The organism is Agromyces aerolatus (assembly GCF_031432255.1).
In the GTDB taxonomy this organism is placed as follows: domain Bacteria; phylum Actinomycetota; class Actinomycetes; order Actinomycetales; family Microbacteriaceae; genus Agromyces.
In genome coordinates, this window is sequence record NZ_JAVKGQ010000003.1 from 126073 (window position 1) to 142902 (window position 16830).

Below are 16830 nucleotides of genomic sequence, written 5' to 3' on the forward strand. Positions count from 1 at the left end.
ACCCGAACCCGTTTCCGCGTGAAGACAGGAGCCGATGCACCGTGACTGATGAAGGACGTGTCCTCGCGGGCCGGTACCGCGTCGGCGCGCTCATCGGCCGCGGCGGGATGGCCGACGTGCACGTCGGGACCGACAGCCGGCTCGGCCGTCAGGTCGCGATCAAGATCCTGAAGCCGCAGCTCGCGACCGACCCGGCGTTCCGCATGCGGTTCCGTCAGGAGGCGCAGTCCGCGGCCCGCATGGCGCACCCGACGATCGTGCGCGTGTTCGACGCGGGTGAAGAGACCGTCGTCGACTCCAGCGGTCACGAGGTGCAGCTGCCCTTCATCGTCATGGAGCACGTCGACGGCCGGCTGCTGAAGGACATCGTGCACGAGGGGCCGCTCGAGCCGACCGCGGCCGTGCGCATCATCAACGGCGTGCTGACCGCGCTGGAGTACTCGCACCGGGCCGGCGTCGTGCACCGCGACATCAAGCCCGGCAACATCATGATCACCACCGCAGGCCAGGTGAAGGTCATGGACTTCGGGATCGCGCGCGCGGTCTCCGACTCGGCGACGACCGTCGCGCAGACGACCGCGATTCTCGGCACGGCCGCCTACTTCTCGCCCGAACAGGCGAAGGGCGAGACGGTCGACGCGCGCACCGACCTCTATTCGACCGGCGTCGTGCTCTTCGAGATGCTCACTGGTCGTCCGCCGTTCCGGGGCGACACGCCCGTCGCGGTCGCGTACCAGCACGTGAGCGAACGCCCGGTGAAGCCGAGCTCGATCAACTCGCGCGTCTCGCCCGCGCTCGACGCCGTCGTGCTGCACGCGCTCGACAAGGACCGGACCAGGCGGTACCAGTCCGCCGCCGAGTTCCGCGAAGAGGTCGACCTCGCCGCATCCGGGCGCCTTCCCGTGCGGCGCGAACCCGAAACCGCGACGGCGCTCTTCGGCAGCACCGCGACCGGATCGTTCTCCACGTCCGAGCTCGCCCTCCGCCAGCTCACCGACGACGACACGATGGTGCGCACCCAGCGTCGCCCGCCCGCGATCTGGATCTGGTCGGGCATCGTCGCGGTGATCGTCATCGTCGTCGCGGTCATGTACTGGGCGTTCAACCTGCAGCCGACCGACAGCGTGCCGTCGAACTCACGCGAGGTGCCCGTGCTCACGGGTCTGACGTACGAGCAGGCGGTCGATCAGCTGCAGCAGCTCACGCTGCCGGCGTCGCGCGTGGACGAGTCGCACGACACCGTCCCCGCGGGCGAGGTGATCCGCACCGATCCCCCCGCGGGCGAGATGGTCGCCACGTCGACGCCCATCACCGTGTACGTCTCGACTGGCAAGGTGCCCGTCGGCGTGCCCGACCTCACGAACATGCCGCTCGATCAAGCGAAGGCCGCCCTCGAGGCGGCAGGCCTCACGCCGGGAGTCGAGAACCGAGAAGGGTCCCCGCTCATTCCCGCCGACACGGTGCTCGGCACGTCGCCGGGCGCCGGCGAGCAGGTGCCCTCTGGCTCCTCGGTCGACCTGCGCATCTCGAGCGGCAACGTCACGCTGCCCGATCTCACCGGGCAGACCCTCGCGGCCGCGTCGGCGTACCTGCGCGCCGAAGACCTGCAGCTGAACCCGGTGCCCGAACCAGACCCGACGTGCGAAGAGCAGTCCGGGTCACCGGTCATCCGGCAGTCCCTGCCGCCGGGCGAGGTGCCGCAGAAGTCCGACGTCACCCTCGTCTACTGCTCGGGCTGACCCCGCTGGTCGAGGAGCGAGCGAGGAACGAGCACGCGTATCGAGACCCGGTGACCCGATCTCGAGACCGGCATGCGAGGTCTCGATACGCTCGCTGGCGCTCGCTACTCGACCAACGGGTCAGGCGGTCGCGCGCACGAGCGGGCTGAGCGAGCGGGACCGCTCGCGTGCTCCCGGCAGGCCGACGACCTCGAGCCAGTTGCCGAGCATGCGGTAGCCGCCCTCGGTCAGCACGGACTCGGGGTGGAACTGCACGCCGTAGATCGGGGCATCCTGATGCCGGAGCCCCATGATCACGCCGCCCTGCGTGCGGCTGGTGACCACCAGCTCGCCGGGCACGGTGCCGTCGACCACCGCGAGCGAGTGGTATCGCGTGGCGGTGAACGGCTGCGGCACACCCTCGTAGAACGGGCTGTCGTCGTGCTCGATGCGCGACGTCTTGCCGTGCATGAGCTCTTCGGCATTGGTCACGACCGCACCGAACGCCTCGGCGATGGCCTGGTGCCCGAGGCAGACACCGAGCAGCGGCTGCCCCGACGAGACGGCGGTCTCGACGATCGGGATCGACACGCCCGCGTCGGCGGGCTTGCCCGGCCCCGGTGAGATGAGCACGCCGTCGTAGTCGGCGATGCGTGCGGCGACGTCGGCGGTGGCGAACGAGTCGTTGCGCACGACCTCGGTCTCGGCACCGAGCTCTTGGAGGTAGCCGTTGAGCGTGTAGACGAAGCTGTCGTAGTTGTCGATGACGAGGACGCGGGTCATGTCTCCACCGTGACGTTGATCGGGTTCAGGATGCCGTCGACCCACGGGAACGCCCACGTGAACAGGGCGTAGACGGCCGCGGCGATCAGGATGAGCAGGAGCAGCAGCCGAAGCCACCACGGACCGGGGAGGACCCGCCAGAGTGCACCGTACATGTCATTGCCCCCAGGTCGCGACGGTCTCGGCGATCTCCGCCGGCGGGTTGGCTGCACCGGGCTGCCAGGACTCCAGCACGCCGTACGCGATGATGCGTTCGGCGGTCGACCAGAGCGGGTTGCAGCTCGTGAGCGTGATGATGCGGTCGGTCGGCTGCAGGTCCGGGTGGTGCGGCACTGGCGCGAGCACGTCGACGGTCTCGGGCGTCACGTACTCGAAGTCGCGGAAGCGGTACGTGTACCAGCCGTCTTTCGTCTGCACGTAGATCGCGTCGCCGAGCTGGAGCTGATCGATCTCGTGCATGCCGCCGCCGTAGGCGGAGCGGTGCGCGGCGATCGCGAAGTTGCCGACCGCGCCCGGCATGGCCGTGCCGGGATAGTGTCCGACGCCGAGCGTGAAGCTGTTCAGCACGTCGAGCCCGGTGCCCTCGGCGATATTCCGCTGCGAGCCCTCGCCGAAGCGCGGCACGTACATGACGGCGAACGTGTCGGCATTGCCGTAGGCCGTCGCGTCGACCACGGGCTCGCCCGGGTCCGGCGCGGCCGGCGGAGGCGGCGTATCACCGCGCTCCGCGCGGTCGTTCTCCATCCACTCGTTGCTGCGGTCGGATGCCGCGGTCGACTGCTGCCCCGCCATGATGGCGTCGTTCCACCAGAGCTGCCAGCCGAGGAAGAGCAGGATGAGGGCGCCGGCGGTGAGCAGCAGCTCCCCGAAGACACCGACCACGCTGACGCGGCGCCGGGGTCGCTCGGACCTTCGGCGGGCGCGACGCGACTCGGGGAGCGTCTCGGACATACGGGCGATTCTATCCGCGCGCGGTGACCGTTCTGCTGAGAATCGAACGCGCCGGAAGATGGCATGCTGGTGATGTGGGCGTACTGACCTATAACTTCATCCGCACGATCGAGATCGACGACCGTCCCCTCGCGCACCTGCGCAGTGTGATCTTCGCCAAGCTCCGGCGCGGCGAGTCGTTCTCGTACTCGTGGGAGAACCCCGTGGAACGCGGGAGCGGTCGAAGCTCGATCTGGTTCAGCCCGAACGTCGCCGTGACGTTCGAGTTCTTCGAGTCGCGCGAGATCCCGCTGAATCCGCACTGGATCCGCGCGCTGAGCAAGGCCGCGAACTCACCGGGCGGTCTGGTGCTCGTCCCAGAGCCCGAGGCGCCGGAGCGCGCGAAAGCCTAAGCCGGCGAACCGCCGGGGACCCGGGCGTCGGCATCGATCGGCTCGGGCACGATCACGAGGCCCGCGGCCGAGTTCGCGGCCTTCGTCAGCACCTGGACCCACGCCGCGTTGAGCCTGGGCGCACGGCCCCCGAAGTACTCGAACGCGATCGGGATGTGCGGTGCGAGCCAGATCGACGTGCGACCGAACGCGCTGCCGGACGATTCGGCCCACGTGAACGAGAAGCATTCGCCGCGACGGAGCTTGCTCCAGATCACGGACTGCAAGTGCGCGAGCACCCGGTCGTCGAACGAGACGGTGAGTTTGGAGTCGTACGTCAGGGTGCCCATCCCCAGCAGGATATCGCGCCCGCGGCAGGTCGTCCTGCGGGGCACCGGCGGCCCGCCGGCAGCCGAGGCCGCGGAGTATACGCCCGGATCCGCCCAAGTGTCCGATATTGTCAAGTACCCGAACTTGCTAGACCCTTGACAGGTGATGTTGGACGTTCCCCCGAATCCCGCCGACGAGCTCGCCGGTGAGCTCCGCCGCGCGTTCACCTCGGGCGAGCTGACCGCGTACTTCCAGCCGTTGTACGACCTCAAGACGCGCCACGTGGTGGCGCTCGAAGCGCTGTGCCGGTGGAACCACCCGGCACACGGCCTGCTGCTGCCCGACCGGTTCATCCAGGTGGCCGAGCATCACGGCCTGATCGCCGAGCTCGGGCACGTCATGCTCGTGGAGTCGGGCCGGCGGCTCGCGGAGTGGCACCGGCGGGGTCTCCGCGTCGGACTGTCGCTCAATGTGTCTCCGACCGAGCTGCGTCGCGAGTTCGCCGAGACCGTCCTCGACACGCTCGCCCGGCTCGAGCTGCCGCGCTGGGCGGTCACGATCGAGATCACCGAATCGCCCCGCCTGCAGGAGTCGCACGAGGAGCTGGAGACCTTGGACGCCCTGCTCGACGGCGGCGTCGGCGTCTCCATCGACGACTTCGGGGCCGGGCACACGTCGCTCGAGATCCTGCGGCGCCTGCGGTTCACCGAGGTGAAGATCGATCGGTCGCTCATGCACGACGACCGGCCGGCGACCGACGAGCTCGTCGGCGAATGCGTCGAGATCGCCCGTGAGCACGAAGCGTGCGTCGTCGCCGAAGGCGTCGAGACGGCCGAGCACTTCGCGCGTGCGTTGCGGTGGGGCTGCGACCGGGCGCAGGGCTTCTACTTCGCGCCGGCGCTGCCGGCCGAGCAGCTCGAGCCGATCCTCGCCGAGGCCTGAACCCGCGTCACCCGCGCCGGCGTTCGCCGGGGCATCCGTCGCCGTGCACGCGTGGCGGCCGTACGACGGCGCGGGTCAGAGCCCGAAGTCGTCGTCGACCTGCTCGGCGGACTTGGCGTCGGCATCGGCCGCGCCGTCGCCCACGTCGATCTGCGACCACGTGACCGGCATGCCCGGTGAGAAGAGGATGTCGATGCCGGGCCCGCCGCGCAGCGGCGGGATGTTGACGTACCCGCCTCCCTGGCGGATCGCCTCGAGGATCTGGCCCTTGAGTGCGGTCACGGGGTCGGGAAGGAAATAGTCGCGTCCGTCGACGGTCAGCCGGTGCACAATGCTCACCAGTCCAGGCTACCCCGCGTAGGATCGACGTGATGGGACACCTGCACTACGGCTCGCCGCCGACCTCGTTCGCACTGCCAGACCGGACGCTCGCACACATCGAGTTCGTGGTGCTCGCGAAGCTCCGCCGGAACGAGAGCTTCGCGCTCTCGATCGACGAGCCCTCGGGCGGTCGACAGCAGATCTGGATCAACACCGCCGCGACGCTGCGCTTCGAGTTCGAGGGGCCGGTGAGCGACATCAACCGGGTGTGGCTCGAAGAGCTCATCGACTCGGCCAACGCCGCGGCCGGCATGCGCATCACGCCCGAGCCCGAGCGCCCCGCCTGAGCCGGCGCCCCGCCTGAGCCGGCCCCGCGCCCCGGCCTTCAGGCCGAGACGCGGTTCCGACCGCCGCGCTTGGCGCGGTACATCGCGGCGTCCGCCGCCTCCAGCAGTCCGGCGCGCGGTGATCCCGGCTCCGCGATGACGAAGCCGCACGAGGCCGTGACGGTCAGCAGGACCCCGCCCACGACGATCGGATCCGCGACCGCCTGGACCATGCGCTCGGCGATCGCGCTCACGTCTTCGCCGAGGACCCCGTCGAGGAGCACGACGAACTCGTCGCCACCGAGGCGCACGACGACGTCCTGATCACGAGAGTGCGCCGTCAGGCGCTTGGCGACCTCGAGGATGACGGCGTCGCCGACGTCGTGGCCGTGCTCGTCGTTGACGCTCTTGAACTCGTCGAGATCGACGAACAGCAGGGCCTTGCCCTGCTCCCCCACGGGGCCGCGTGTCGCGAGCCGCTCGATCAGGTAGCGGCGATTGTGCAGTCCCGTGAGCGCATCGCGCATCGCGAGCTCGGCGAGCTGCGCCTCGGCTCGGCGCTGCAGCGCGATCTCGAGCTCGTGCCCGAGCTCTGCGGCTTCCTCCGGCACGGTGCCCCACGGCTCCGATCGGCCGCTGACCGTGCGCTCCCACGCCTCGAACGAGGTGCGCGGCGAGAGCTCGCTGGGGCGGTGCGCCATGCCGGGGTCGCCGAGCCAGCGGATCTCGCGTGACACCTCGCCGCGGACGAAGAGCAGCGCGTCGCCGGTGCCGGAGAGCTGGACGACGAGCAGGCCGGCGACGCCGGGCAAGAGCTGGGCGAGCTCGGGCCGGTCGGCGCTCACGCATTCGGACACGAGGGACTCGCCCTGGAGGCGATCCAGCACCCGCAGCAGATCGCCGACCGGCGGGACTCTGCCGCCGATCCGCGATATGCCGCCGATGCGGACGAGGACGCCGTCGGCGGGCACGAGGTCGAGCACCGTCTGCGACCCGCCGAGCAGTGCCGCCTGGATGTCGTCGGAGGCGTAGAGCGGTGCGAGCAGCGCGGCGCGGCGCTCGCGCACCTCGACCATGTGCTGCAGGCGCGCGATCTCACGCATCGAGGCGAGCTGCATCGAGACCTGCCCGGCGAGGACCTCGAGCGAGCGCCGGAGCAGCACGGGCAGTCGTCGCTCGGTCCGGTGCGCGCACGTGATCATGCCGACGAGCCGCCCGTTCTCGACGAGGCTGAGCGAGAACGTCGACGCCTGCCCCATGTTCTGCATGTACTGCAGGTGGTACGGGGACACGGCGCGCAGCTCGGCGTTCGAGAGGTCGATCGTGCGCGGGTCGCCCGAGATGGCGAGCAGCGGGATGCCCGGCTCCGTCGTGCTCGCGATCGCGCGCCCGAGCTTCGAGATGTACAGCGCGCGGGCCTGGGGCGGGATGTCGGATGACGGGAAGTGCAGCCCGAGATACGGTTCGAGGTCGGGGTGGCGGTCGTCGGCGACCACCTCGCCATGGCCGTCCTCGTGGAAGTGGTAGATCATGACCCGGTCGAAGCCCGTGATCTCCCGGATCAGCGTTGCGGCCCGCTCACGCAGCTCCGCGGCCGACGTCACCGACGACAGGCTCGTGATCGCCGAGACGACCGCGGTCCGTGCGTACTCGTTCCCCTCGGGCAGCGGCTCGATCTCCACGAGGGTGAGGTCGTCGACCCGGTGCACGATCGCGTCGCTGAGCACACCCTCCCAGGCCACGCGGACCGGGTCGATGGCGGCGCCCGTGCGCGCCGCGTATTCGAGCCCCGAGTCGGCGATCTCGGCGAACGGCCGACCGAGCCGGTCGCGCGCGTTCTCGCTCGCGACGACCACGACCTGGGTGGCGGCGTCGATGCCGAGCAGCGTGCCGTGCCCCTGGATCAGCCCGGGCGTTCGGATCGGCTCTTTGGCGCACTCTTCGAGCCGCCGTAGCTCGTCAGGATCGATGGCGAGTTCCGCCGGGTCCACAGGCGTCTCCGTCTGCCGGCCGAATCGGGGGAAGCCGGTCGATCCAGCTTAGGGCACCATCCTCCGCCCACAGCCGCCCGAACTGAACGGGAGTATCCGCTGTCGGCACGAAGCGCCCGCGAGCGGCCCGACTGGGCGGAGCGGGGCTGCTCGGCTAGAATCTCGGGCATGGCTCGTTCGAAGAACCCGAAACCCGCGCGCGAGGAGGTCGCCTCCAGCGAGGAGGCACCGAACCCGGTCTGGTACAAGCCGGTGATGTTCGGCTTCATGCTCCTCGGTCTCGCGTGGATCATCGTGTTCTACGTCAGCCAGGGCACCCTGCCCATCCAGGCCCTCGAGTCCTGGAACATCCTGATCGGCTTCGGCATCGCGTTCATCGGATTCCTGATGACGACCAGGTGGCGTTAGCGACGGGACGGCGAACGTTTCACGAACGGGCGGATGCTTCGGCATCCGCCCGTTCGTTTTCCCCAGTTCACCACACATGTGGAAAGCGGGAAGGCCCGGAATCTCAGGCCTTCCCGCAATGACACGGATGTGATTCTCCCCAGCGTGTGGAGAACCCTGTGGATAACTCGTCGGAACAGCTCGTCAGAACAGGTTGAGCACGTACCGGAGGCTCAGCACGATGAGCACCACGACGACGCCCGCGAGCAGCCCGATCTGCAGGCCCTGCTGATTCCGCTTCCGGGTCTCGACGAAGATGAATCCGACGAGCGCACCGACCACGAGGCCGCCGAGGTGCGCCTGCCACGCGATGTTCCAGCCGGGCACGAACCCGATGACGAGGTTGATGCCGAGCAGCACGAAGAGCTGGGTGGTCTGCCCGCCGAGCCTCCGCTGAATCACGAGGAACGCGCCCATGAGGCCGAAGATGGCTCCGGAGGCGCCAACGACCGGCACGTTCGGGTCGGCGAGCCAGAGCACGCCGACCGATCCGCCGAACCCGGCGATCAGATAGAGCGCGAGGAAGCGCCATCGCCCGAGCAGGCCTTCGAGCAGCTGTCCGAAGATCCACAGCGTGTACATGTTGAGCAGCACGTGGAAGGGCAGCGACGTCGAGTGCACGAACACCGTGGTCAGCATGCGCCACGGCTCGAGGTAGCCCGGGATCGAGTAGGCGCCGGCGTAGAACAGCCGTTCGGTGACCCCGAGACCGGGGATCAGCTGCAGCACGAAGACCGCGAGCGTGATGCCGATCAGCGTGTACGTGACGACCGGCGCTCCGCGCCGGCCGGCCGAGCGCATGCGGGTGAGCACCGCCGGCTTCGTGCGCGGCGCCGACGCGCGCTGCTCCTTCATGCACTCGGGGCAGATCACCCCGACGGCGCCGGGGGTCTGGCATTCACCGCAGATCGTGCGGCCGCACCGTTGGCAGAGCACGAAGCTCTGCCGATCGGGATGCCGGTAGCAGACCCCGTTCGAATCGCCGGCGGCGTCGCTCACGTGGCCGGTCAGCGGGACTCGACGGTCACACGCTCGATGACGATGTCCTCGAGCGGCTTGTCGCGTCCGTCGGTGGGTGCGGTGGCGAGCTTGTCGACGACGGCCTGGCTGGCCGCGTCGGTCACCTTGCCGAAGATCGTGTGCTTGCCCTGGAGCCAGGTCGTCGGCCCGACGGTGATGAAGAACTGCGAGCCGTTGGTCCCGCCGCCTGTGATGCGGTCGGGGCCGGCGTTGGCCATCGCGAGCACGTAGGGCTCGGTGAAGTCGAGCTCGGGGTTGATCTCGTCGTCGAACTGGTAGCCCGGCCCGCCGATGCCCTGACCGAGCGGGTCGCCGCCCTGGAGCATGAAGCCGGGGATGATGCGGTGGAAGATGATGCCGTCATAGAACGGCGCGGTCGACTTCTCACCCGTCGCGGGGTGCGTCCATTCGATGTCGCCGGTCGCGAGGCCGACGAAGTTCTTCACGGTCTTCGGCGCGTGGTTGCCGTAGAGCTCGACCTCGATGGGGCCGTGGTTGGTGTGCAGCGTGGCGACAGCGGTGGGAATCGGCATTCCCATATTGTGTCACGTGCGCGTTCGTCAACCGCCCCCCGCCATTCACGACTCCCACCTCGTTTCCAGACGGTTCGGTGGCAAGATGGAGGGACTCGCTGACAACGATGGAGGTCGGGATGAGCCTGTCACGCAAGCGCAAGAAGGAACTCAAGCGACTGCGCGCGAGTGCCGAAGAGCTCTGGGGCAACCAGCAGGTGGTCATCGACCACGCGAACCACGTCGCCCGCGAGGCGAGCCGCCAGCTCGGCCACCTCACGCGGGAAGAGGTCGTCCCGCGCGTGCGTACCGGCTACGAGGCCTACGTCCGGCCCGGCGTCGAGCAGGCGAAGGGCTACGCCCGGGCCGCGGGCGACACCGCCGAGCGGTCGCTCGGCACCGTGCTCGGCTCGCTGCTGTCGATCGGCGACCTCGCCAACGACGTGCGCGTGCGCCGTGCCGTCGGCCGCATCTCGCCGGCGGCGGTCGCCAAGGTCGAGAAGAAGAAGGGCCCCGGCTTCGGCTCGTACCTCGCCATCGGTGCGGGCATCGTGGCTGCGGCCGGCGTCGCCTACGCGGTCTGGCAGACGTTCCGCGCCGACGACGAGCTCTGGGTCGCCGATGACGAGCCCACGCCCTCGGGCGAGGCGAGCACCACCGCGCTGTAGGTCACCGCGCTGAGCGCGCTCAGCAGGCGACGACGTTGACCGCGAGACCGCCGCGGGAGGTCTCCTTGTACTTGTCGTGCATATCGGCGCCGGTCTCGCGCATGGTCGCGATCGCCTGATCGAGGGTCACATGATGCGTGCCGTCGCCGCGGAGGGCCATCCGTGCCGCATTGATCGCCTTCGTGCTGGCGATGGCGTTGCGTTCGATGCACGGGATCTGCACGAGCCCGCCGATCGGGTCGCAGGTCAGGCCGAGGTTGTGCTCGATGCCGATCTCGGCGGCGTTCTCGACCTGCGCCGGTGTCGCACCCAGCACCTCGGCGAGTCCCGCAGCCGCCATCGAACAGGCCGATCCGACCTCGCCCTGGCAGCCCACCTCGGCGCCTGAGATCGAGGCATTGGACTTGAAGAGGATGCCGATCGCGGCCGCGGTCAGCAGGAACCGGATGACCCCGTCGGCGTCGGCGCCGGGGATGAAGCGCGCGTAGTAGTGGAGCACCGCGGGGATGATGCCAGCTGCCCCGTTCGTCGGCGCCGTCACCACGCGTCCGCCCGAGGCGTTCTCCTCGTTGACGGCGAGCGCGAAGAGGTTCACCCACTCGAGCGCGTGCAGCGGGTCGTCGACCGGGCCGGCGTCTTCGCTCGATCGCAGGGCCGCGAACAGCCGGGGCGCACGGCGACGGACTTCGAGGCCGCCGGGCAGCACCCCGTCCGGCCGCGTGCAGCCGTTCTCGACGCACTCCTGCATGGCCGTCCAGATGCCGAGCAGCTCGGTACGCAGCTCGTCCTCGCTGCGAAGCGCGAGCTCGTTCCGCCACATCAGCTCGCTGATCGAGAGATCGTGGGCTGCGCAGAGGCGCAGCAGCTCCTCGGCACTGCTGAACGTGAACGGGACCGACGAATCGTCCGCACCGGCCGGCGCATCAAGTTCGGACTCGTCCACCACGAAGCCGCCGCCCACCGAATAGGAGGTGTGCTCGTGCAGCAGTTCGCCGGCCGCATCGCTCGCGGTGAAGGTCATCGCATTCGGATGGCCGGGAAGTGAGCGCCCGAGGTGCAGCGTGAGGTCTCGCGTCCAGTCGAATCGGATCTCGCGCGTCCCCGCGAGCCGGAGCAGGCCGTGATCACGCACCGAGGCGGCCCGCATCTGCGCTTGGTCGACGTCGACCGTCTCGGGCCGCTCGCCCAGCAGCCCGAGCACCACCGCGGTGTCGCTGCCATGACCGCGCCCGGTCGCGCCGAGCGAGCCGAAGAGCTCGACGTGCACGCGCGCGACCCGGTCGAGCACTCCGGTCGAGGCGAGCTCCAGCGCGAACGTGCGCGCGGCGCGCATCGGGCCGACCGTGTGCGACGAGGAGGGGCCGATCCCGATGGAGTACATGTCCAGCGCGCTCAGCATGGTCGCATCTTCCCCTTCATTGTGAAGCGGGTCTAACGTAACCACCGGTGTAGCGCGGGCGACAGGCCCGATCGCTCAAGTCGGCGTTCAGTTTTTCTTCAATAGAAGCTCAGTGTGCGTCCGGAGTGCGGTCGCCACCGCGTCGAGCTGCGCCGAATGCCGGCTGCTCGTGCGCCTGGCCAGGATGACTCCGCGCTCGCAGCGCGGTTCGATGGTCCGGGCCGCCACGTCGAATCGCGAATGACGGGTCTGCATGCCACTCACGAGCGCCACGCCGTCGAACGCCTCGACGAGCGCGAGGGTCACGGTGACATTGCTGCACCGGGCGACGATGTCGGGGACGAACCCGTAGCGTTCGCACAGCTGGTGCAGGTAGCTGTCGAACACCGACTGGCTGCCGTCGAGCACCCAGCGGGCGCTCTGCAGGTCCGCGATGCGGACGGTGGATCCCTCGACACCGGCTCGAGCGGCCGGCATGCAGAGCAGCAGCTCGTCGGTCGCGAGCAGCTCGGTGTCGACACCCGTCGAGTCCCACGGGTTGAGGTCGTCGATGACGGCGAGGTCGACGCTGCCGTCGCGCAGCGCGTTCAGACTCTGGCGGGGCTCCAGGTCGGAGATCTCGAGCGACAGCTCGGGGAAGCGCGCCCGGAGGTCGGCCACGACCGCGGGGACCACCGTCGCACAGAAGCTCGGAAACGCGCTGAGTCGCACCGTCCCCTGCAACGTGCTTCCGAACCGGCGCATGCTGACCGCGGCGGCCTCGGATACGGCAGCGATACGATCCGCGTGCCAGGTGAGCGCCGCGCCGGCCTCGGTCAGCGTGACCCGACGCCCTGCCCGGGCGATCAGCTCGACTCCCGCCTCGCGTTCGAGAATGGCGAGCTGCTGACTGACGGCCGACGTCGACATGAACAGGCTCTCAGCCGCTGCCGTCATGGTCTGGTGCCGCGCGAATGCGCGGAGAATCTCCAGCCTGCGCTGATCGAACACTTCGCCTCCGCATGGTCAGGCGCACGCGAGTGCGCACCGAGCGTTCACCGTACCCCGCGGCAGCCGAGGTCCACGAGTGAGTGGAACCGCTCAGCGTTCGCGGGAAATGGCGCGACACCGCATGTCGCGAAGTGTTCCACCCCGATCCGGAGGCATCCGCCCCCTACGCTGGCCCTGGCCCTGGCCGTGCGCGAGCCGCGCACGGCGGGCCGTCGGCGAAGGGAGCACGCATGCCGGTACGCCGACGCGCGCGCGTCGTCTGGACCGTCGCGATCTCGGTCACGGTCGTCGGACTGCTGGCCGCTGCGGCCGCGATCGTCGTGCCGTGGGTCATCGCCGAGACGGAGGCCCGGCCGGCCGACGGCCTCGAGGCGGTCGTGCTGGGCGCCGGCGACGAGGCGGTCGCGTTCACGCCCGCGAACGGATGGCTCGTGCATCCGCGATTCGCGTCCGACTCCACGATCGACCTGGTGGCCCCCGATCAGGCGCTCACGATCGAGCTCGAGCTCGTGCCCGACGCGCCGGATGCCGCGCTCGACCACCTCATCGAGGCCGCTGCGGACACGCCGGTCGGCGAGCACAGGGACGGCGGGGTGGATCCACGCACCGAGCGACTCGCCTCAGGGCTCGAGCTCCGCCACGTCCCGACCGAGCACGGACTGCTCGCCGTCGTCGCCGCGCCGTCGGGCAGCGTCGCCGTGACGGTTCGCGCGGGGCGCAGCGTCGAGCTCGCCGACTACCGGACGGCGCTCGCGGAGCTTCTCGAGACCGTGCGGGCCGACTGATGCGCCGGTACCCTCGCCCGGGGCATCCCGCGCGCGGCATCCGCCGCGTGGCATCCGCCCTGCTCGTCGCCGTGCTCGCCGGCGCGCTGGCCGCGTGCGCGATCCGGCCGAGCGACGCGGCGATCGGATCTTGGCGCCCGCCCGCCGCGGCGCCGCTGCCGGCGCTCAGCATCACCACGGAACCGCCGGCCGCCGCGCCCTGGCCGTATCCCGGCCAGCGGTTCCGGAACGACGAGGTCTCCATCCAGGCGCGCTTCGCGCTCCTGCCCGGAACGCACGCGTTCAATGATCGCGTCGACGAGCTCGTGCACGCCGCGGTCTCACAGGCCGAGACGCGGTCGGGCGGCACGTATCGCCCGCAGGTGTTCGAGCCCGGCGCGGGCCTCGGCGAGCGCGGCTGCGTCGACGGATCGGCCGGGTGGCCGGTCGAGGAGCTCCTCGTCGATCCGCGAACGGGTCCCGCCGACGGCACCGGGGTCGCTATCGTGTGCGAGGCCGTCGCGGCGTTCGGCTCGGTGGCGGCGCAGACGATCCGGACGGTCGTGGGGCCGTCGGCCGACGGCGCGGCATCCGACACCAGCGTCACCCTCTACGCGGATCTCGCGACCGGACGCGTGGTCGAGGGCCGCGAGCTCTGGGTCGCGGATGCGGCCCAGCGCATCTGGTCCGACGTCGTCGAGCGGATGCGTCGCGACGCCGGGGCCCTGAGCACGGCGCCGCTCGCCCAGCCCATCCCCGACCAGCTCGCCCTCGTCGACGCCGCACTCGCCCATCCGGTCGTCACTCCCGACGGCGGCATCGCGGTCCCCCTCCCGCCAGGCCTGACCGCGCCTGAGCTGATCGGGCTCGGTGTCGCGCCGACGACCGAGCCGGCCACCGTCGTGGTCGGCGGCGACCTGCTCACTGCCACGGCCTCCGAGACGGGGCTCGCGTTCGCCGGGATGGCCGGCGAACCGTTCGCGGGTTCGGCGGCGCGCCCCGCCGAGGGGGTCGACTGCACGCTCGTGGCCTGCGTCGCCCTGACCTATGACGACGGTCCGACCGGGCTGACCGGGCGCCTGCTCGACGATCTCGCCGAGCGCGGCGCGCCCGCCACGTTCTTCGTGCTGGGCGGCGCCGCCCGGTCCCGGGCCGAGGTGGTGCTCCGTGCGCTCGACGAGGGACACGAGATCGCGACGCACACCTGGAGCCATCCGCAGCTGCCGAAGCTCACGGCCGAAGAGATCGAGAAGGAGGTGCGGGGGTCCGCGAAGGCGATCAGCGACCTCACGGGCGTCCCGGTGACCATGTTCCGTCCGCCGTACGGCGAGGTCGACCAGGCGGTGCTGGATGCGGCGGGCCTGCCCGCCGTGCTGTGGGACGTCGACACGAACGACTGGCGCGGCCGGACGGTCGAGGAGCTGCACGCCACCGCTGTCGGCGGTTCCCGGCCGGGCAGCATCGTGCTGTTCCACGACACCACCGAGGCGTCGGTCGACGCCGCGGCCGGCATCGTCGACGGCCTCAGGGACCGCGGGTTCTCGCTCGTCACGGTGAGCCACCTGTTCGGCGGGCGGGTCCCGCCGGGCGCGCATCGAGCACGATGACGGATGCCTCGCTCAACCCCAATAATCATGCGTGCGCATACGCTGTTGCGCGAGCTGGGAAAACACCGATAGTGTCTCGTTCGGTCCGCTGAGTATCTGAGAGGAGTGATGACCGATGATTCGTTCACAGAACCCACACCACGGCCTCACCCTCCTCGGCGAGCACCTGACCGCTATCGCGGCCTGCTGACGCCCGAGCGTTCGCTCGGGGTCTCGCCGTTCGGCTGAGGAGCCGTCGGGCTGAAGCGCCGCCGGGCTGAAACGCCCCGTCTGCACGGGATCGGCGCTGACCGCCACTCCCCTGCCCCGCGGCATCCGATGCGTCGCCCTGCGACCCGACGATCGCCGCTCGCCGCCCTCCGTCACGCCCGCCTGCCCGGATTCGATCCGTCGCGCGCTCCGGCGGAGCATCCGTTCGATCACGCCACTCACCCGGGGCGCTGCAGCCTGCGCGCCCCACCCTCGAAGAAGAAGGAACCACCGTGAACACCACGATGACCGCACTCCCCGCGACCGCGGGGAGCACCGACCGCGTGCGACGACGAGCGCGCTTCGCGCGTGAGCGCCTCGCGATCCGCATCGGCCTGGCCCTGGTGGCCTGGGGCCGGCGGAACGATGAGCGCCTCACACACGAGGCCGTCGCGACCGCCCGCCGCAACGCCGCCACCGCCGCGGAACTGCGCGACACCACCTACACCGGTGTCGCCACGCTCACCCGGTCCAGCTGACGCGCATGAGCGCGACATCGGGACCCGTCACGAGTGGCCCTGTCCGAATCGGACGGGGCCACTCGCTCATCGCGCGTCAGGGCGACGCATCGGGTCCTCCGGCAGGAACACCGGCGGAAGGTCGTGCTGGTCGAGCACGAGCGAATGGTCACGGGCCGGCTCGCGCTCCTCGAACGTCGGCTGCGCGTGCTTCCGGCCGAGATACGTCGCCTCCCACTCGGCGAGCGCGGCGCGGTCAGCCGTACGACCGCCGGGGCGCGGCTTGCGGAACACCTTGAGGACCAGGCCGATCACGATGCCGCCCCACAGCACCGCGGCGAAGACGGGCAGCACGCGACCGACCGCCTCACCACCGACCGCGTAGGCCACGGCGAAGGCGACGACGGCGAGGGCGCCCAACGCGACCACCCATTTCATGTCGCACCTCCGCTCGCCGGACCGGGCCAGTGTAGACCCAGCGGCGACGCCGTGGAAACCGATCGGGTGCTTGCCCCCACCCGGGCACACCGCGGTCAGGCGGCCGGCGGCACGCCGTCGGCGGGCTCGGCGGAGTTCAGCCGCAGCGCGATGTCGACCAGGCCGACACGTGTCAGGTCGCGCACCTCGGCGAGGTCGAACCACCGCGCCTCATCGCTCGAGCCGCCCACTTCATTGCGCAGCTCCCCGCCGGTCACGTGCGCGCGGTAGACCACACGCATCGCATACAGGGGCGCCGCGGCGGTGTGCCGGCGCTCGGCGGGGATCACCATGGTGTCGATGCCGAGCAGGCGGTCGACGGATGCGTCGTAGCCGGTCTCCTCGAAGATCTCACGCCTGGCCGTGGCCACGGGATGCTCGTCTCCCTCGACACCGCCGCCCGGGAGGGTCCAGCCCGAACGACCGTGCTCGTTCCAGTGCGCGAGCAGAATCCGCTCACCGTCGATGATCACGCCGTACGCGGCGATGCGGATGTCCATCACGAC

Annotated in this window: 21 protein-coding genes; 9 read left to right on the plus strand and 12 right to left on the minus strand. The window is 70.3% G+C overall.

The annotated features are described in order from the left end of the window. Positions 1-41: 41 nt before the first annotated feature. Positions 42-1739, plus strand: a complete 1698-nt coding sequence (gene pknB, locus RH864_RS05435; protein ID WP_310516507.1) for a Stk1 family PASTA domain-containing Ser/Thr kinase — start codon at positions 42-44, stop codon at positions 1737-1739. A 120-nt stretch (positions 1740-1859) separates the two neighbouring features. On the opposite strand, the gene RH864_RS05440 is transcribed toward pknB, so the two are convergent. The 3 genes from RH864_RS05440 to RH864_RS05450 are packed head-to-tail and all read right to left on the minus strand — an operon-like array spanning position 1860 to position 3452. Continuing rightward, entirely contained in the window at positions 1860-2501 is a 642-nt protein-coding gene (locus RH864_RS05440) for an anthranilate synthase component II (protein WP_310516508.1), read from the minus strand. After that, the gene (locus tag RH864_RS05445; protein WP_310516509.1) at positions 2498-2656 is read right to left on the minus strand and encodes a hypothetical protein; all 159 of its coding nucleotides are present in this window, start codon (positions 2654-2656) and stop codon (positions 2498-2500) included. Before RH864_RS05445 ends, RH864_RS05440 begins: the two co-directional genes overlap by 4 nt. 1 nt (position 2657) lies before the next feature. Further along, positions 2658-3452: a class E sortase gene (locus RH864_RS05450; RefSeq protein WP_310516510.1), complete on the minus strand. Its 795-nt coding sequence runs from the start codon at positions 3450-3452 to the stop codon at positions 2658-2660. A 74-nt stretch (positions 3453-3526) separates the two neighbouring features. Here RH864_RS05450 and RH864_RS05455 point away from each other — a divergent pair, with 74 nt between their 5' ends. After that, positions 3527-3844, plus strand: coding sequence for a DUF7882 family protein (locus tag RH864_RS05455; protein WP_310516511.1), 318 nt, complete (start codon positions 3527-3529; stop codon positions 3842-3844). Here the strand turns inward: RH864_RS05455 and RH864_RS05460 are convergent. Further along, positions 3841-4173, minus strand: a complete 333-nt coding sequence (locus tag RH864_RS05460; protein ID WP_310516512.1) for a DUF7882 family protein — start codon at positions 4171-4173, stop codon at positions 3841-3843. The two genes, RH864_RS05455 and RH864_RS05460, sit on opposite strands and share 4 nt — an antisense overlap. A 145-nt stretch (positions 4174-4318) precedes the next feature. Between RH864_RS05460 and RH864_RS05465 the strand changes: the two genes are divergently transcribed. Continuing rightward, entirely contained in the window at positions 4319-5095 is a 777-nt protein-coding gene (locus RH864_RS05465; RefSeq protein WP_310516513.1) for an EAL domain-containing protein, read from the plus strand. A gap of 75 nt (positions 5096-5170) precedes the next feature. Here the strand turns inward: RH864_RS05465 and RH864_RS05470 are convergent, their stop codons facing one another. Continuing rightward, a complete protein-coding gene (locus tag RH864_RS05470; RefSeq protein WP_310516514.1) occupies positions 5171-5434 on the minus strand; it encodes a hypothetical protein in 264 nt (87 codons plus the stop codon). A 32-nt stretch (positions 5435-5466) separates the two neighbouring features. Here RH864_RS05470 and RH864_RS05475 point away from each other — a divergent pair, with 32 nt between their 5' ends. Further along, on the plus strand, positions 5467-5763 hold the full coding sequence (locus RH864_RS05475; protein WP_310516515.1) for a DUF7882 family protein: 297 nt from the start codon (positions 5467-5469) through the stop codon (positions 5761-5763). Between the two features lie 38 nt (positions 5764-5801). Here the strand turns inward: RH864_RS05475 and RH864_RS05480 are convergent, their stop codons facing one another. After that, positions 5802-7733, minus strand: coding sequence for a bifunctional diguanylate cyclase/phosphodiesterase (locus RH864_RS05480; protein WP_310516516.1), 1932 nt, complete (start codon positions 7731-7733; stop codon positions 5802-5804). Positions 7734-7901: 168 nt separating this feature from the next. Between RH864_RS05480 and RH864_RS05485 the strand changes: the two genes are divergently transcribed. After that, positions 7902-8141, plus strand: a complete 240-nt coding sequence (locus RH864_RS05485) for a cell division protein CrgA (protein ID WP_310516517.1) — start codon at positions 7902-7904, stop codon at positions 8139-8141. 183 nt (positions 8142-8324) lie between these two features. On the opposite strand, the gene RH864_RS05490 is transcribed toward RH864_RS05485, so the two are convergent. Together RH864_RS05490 and RH864_RS05495 are read right to left on the minus strand one after the other, a co-directional pair. Further along, complete coding sequence (locus tag RH864_RS05490) at positions 8325-9035, minus strand: rhomboid family intramembrane serine protease (RefSeq protein WP_310516518.1); 711 nt, start codon at positions 9033-9035, stop codon at positions 8325-8327. Positions 9036-9187: 152 nt separating this feature from the next. After that, positions 9188-9733 (minus strand): peptidylprolyl isomerase, encoded by a 546-nt coding sequence (locus RH864_RS05495; protein WP_310516519.1) that lies wholly within the window; start codon positions 9731-9733, stop codon positions 9188-9190. A 119-nt stretch (positions 9734-9852) separates the two neighbouring features. Here RH864_RS05495 and RH864_RS05500 point away from each other — a divergent pair, with 119 nt between their 5' ends. After that, positions 9853-10380: a hypothetical protein gene (locus tag RH864_RS05500; protein ID WP_310516520.1), complete on the plus strand. Its 528-nt coding sequence runs from the start codon at positions 9853-9855 to the stop codon at positions 10378-10380. A 19-nt stretch (positions 10381-10399) separates the two neighbouring features. Here RH864_RS05500 and RH864_RS05505 read toward each other — a convergent pair whose 3' ends face one another. Together RH864_RS05505 and RH864_RS05510 are read right to left on the minus strand one after the other, a co-directional pair. Further along, on the minus strand, positions 10400-11779 hold the full coding sequence (locus RH864_RS05505; RefSeq protein ID WP_310516521.1) for an L-serine ammonia-lyase: 1380 nt from the start codon (positions 11777-11779) through the stop codon (positions 10400-10402). 87 nt (positions 11780-11866) lie between these two features. Next, positions 11867-12769: a LysR family transcriptional regulator gene (locus RH864_RS05510; protein WP_310516522.1), complete on the minus strand. Its 903-nt coding sequence runs from the start codon at positions 12767-12769 to the stop codon at positions 11867-11869. A 230-nt stretch (positions 12770-12999) separates the two neighbouring features. Between RH864_RS05510 and RH864_RS05515 the strand changes: the two genes are divergently transcribed. From RH864_RS05515 to RH864_RS05525, 3 genes are all read left to right on the plus strand, one after another. Then, positions 13000-13554, plus strand: a complete 555-nt coding sequence (locus tag RH864_RS05515) for a hypothetical protein (RefSeq protein ID WP_310516523.1) — start codon at positions 13000-13002, stop codon at positions 13552-13554. Next, complete coding sequence (locus RH864_RS05520; protein WP_310516524.1) at positions 13554-15140, plus strand: polysaccharide deacetylase family protein; 1587 nt, start codon at positions 13554-13556, stop codon at positions 15138-15140. Before RH864_RS05515 ends, RH864_RS05520 begins: the two co-directional genes overlap by 1 nt. Positions 15141-15622: 482 nt before the next feature. Further along, entirely contained in the window at positions 15623-15868 is a 246-nt protein-coding gene (locus tag RH864_RS05525; RefSeq protein ID WP_310516525.1) for a hypothetical protein, read from the plus strand. Between the two features lie 66 nt (positions 15869-15934). Here RH864_RS05525 and RH864_RS05530 read toward each other — a convergent pair whose 3' ends face one another. Both RH864_RS05530 and RH864_RS05535 read right to left on the minus strand, forming a co-directional pair. Beyond that, a complete protein-coding gene (locus tag RH864_RS05530; protein ID WP_310516526.1) occupies positions 15935-16285 on the minus strand; it encodes a hypothetical protein in 351 nt (116 codons plus the stop codon). A gap of 95 nt (positions 16286-16380) precedes the next feature. Beyond that, positions 16381-16824: an NUDIX hydrolase gene (locus RH864_RS05535; RefSeq protein WP_310516527.1), complete on the minus strand. Its 444-nt coding sequence runs from the start codon at positions 16822-16824 to the stop codon at positions 16381-16383. Positions 16825-16830: the final 6 nt, after the last annotated feature.

Excerpts from the sequence above, each read along its gene's own strand:
- RH864_RS05440 (WP_310516508.1), bottom strand. The coding sequence starts at position 2,501 with ATGACCCGCGTCCTCGTCATCGACAACTACGACAGCTTCGTCTACACG.
- RH864_RS05445 (WP_310516509.1), bottom strand. The coding sequence starts at position 2,656 with ATGTACGGTGCACTCTGGCGGGTCCTCCCCGGTCCGTGGTGGCTTCGG.
- RH864_RS05450 (WP_310516510.1), bottom strand. The coding sequence starts at position 3,452 with ATGTCCGAGACGCTCCCCGAGTCGCGTCGCGCCCGCCGAAGGTCCGAG.
- RH864_RS05460 (WP_310516512.1), bottom strand. The coding sequence starts at position 4,173 with ATGGGCACCCTGACGTACGACTCCAAACTCACCGTCTCGTTCGACGAC.
- RH864_RS05465 (WP_310516513.1), top strand. The coding sequence starts at position 4,319 with ATGTTGGACGTTCCCCCGAATCCCGCCGACGAGCTCGCCGGTGAGCTC.
- RH864_RS05475 (WP_310516515.1), top strand. The coding sequence starts at position 5,467 with ATGGGACACCTGCACTACGGCTCGCCGCCGACCTCGTTCGCACTGCCA.
- RH864_RS05485 (WP_310516517.1), top strand. The coding sequence starts at position 7,902 with ATGGCTCGTTCGAAGAACCCGAAACCCGCGCGCGAGGAGGTCGCCTCC.
- RH864_RS05490 (WP_310516518.1), bottom strand. The coding sequence starts at position 9,035 with ATGAAGGAGCAGCGCGCGTCGGCGCCGCGCACGAAGCCGGCGGTGCTC.
- RH864_RS05495 (WP_310516519.1), bottom strand. The coding sequence starts at position 9,733 with ATGCCGATTCCCACCGCTGTCGCCACGCTGCACACCAACCACGGCCCC.
- RH864_RS05500 (WP_310516520.1), top strand. The coding sequence starts at position 9,853 with ATGAGCCTGTCACGCAAGCGCAAGAAGGAACTCAAGCGACTGCGCGCG.
- RH864_RS05505 (WP_310516521.1), bottom strand. The coding sequence starts at position 11,779 with ATGCTGAGCGCGCTGGACATGTACTCCATCGGGATCGGCCCCTCCTCG.
- RH864_RS05515 (WP_310516523.1), top strand. The coding sequence starts at position 13,000 with ATGCCGGTACGCCGACGCGCGCGCGTCGTCTGGACCGTCGCGATCTCG.
- RH864_RS05520 (WP_310516524.1), top strand. The coding sequence starts at position 13,554 with ATGCGCCGGTACCCTCGCCCGGGGCATCCCGCGCGCGGCATCCGCCGC.
- RH864_RS05530 (WP_310516526.1), bottom strand. The coding sequence starts at position 16,285 with ATGAAATGGGTGGTCGCGTTGGGCGCCCTCGCCGTCGTCGCCTTCGCC.
- RH864_RS05535 (WP_310516527.1), bottom strand. The coding sequence starts at position 16,824 with ATGGACATCCGCATCGCCGCGTACGGCGTGATCATCGACGGTGAGCGG.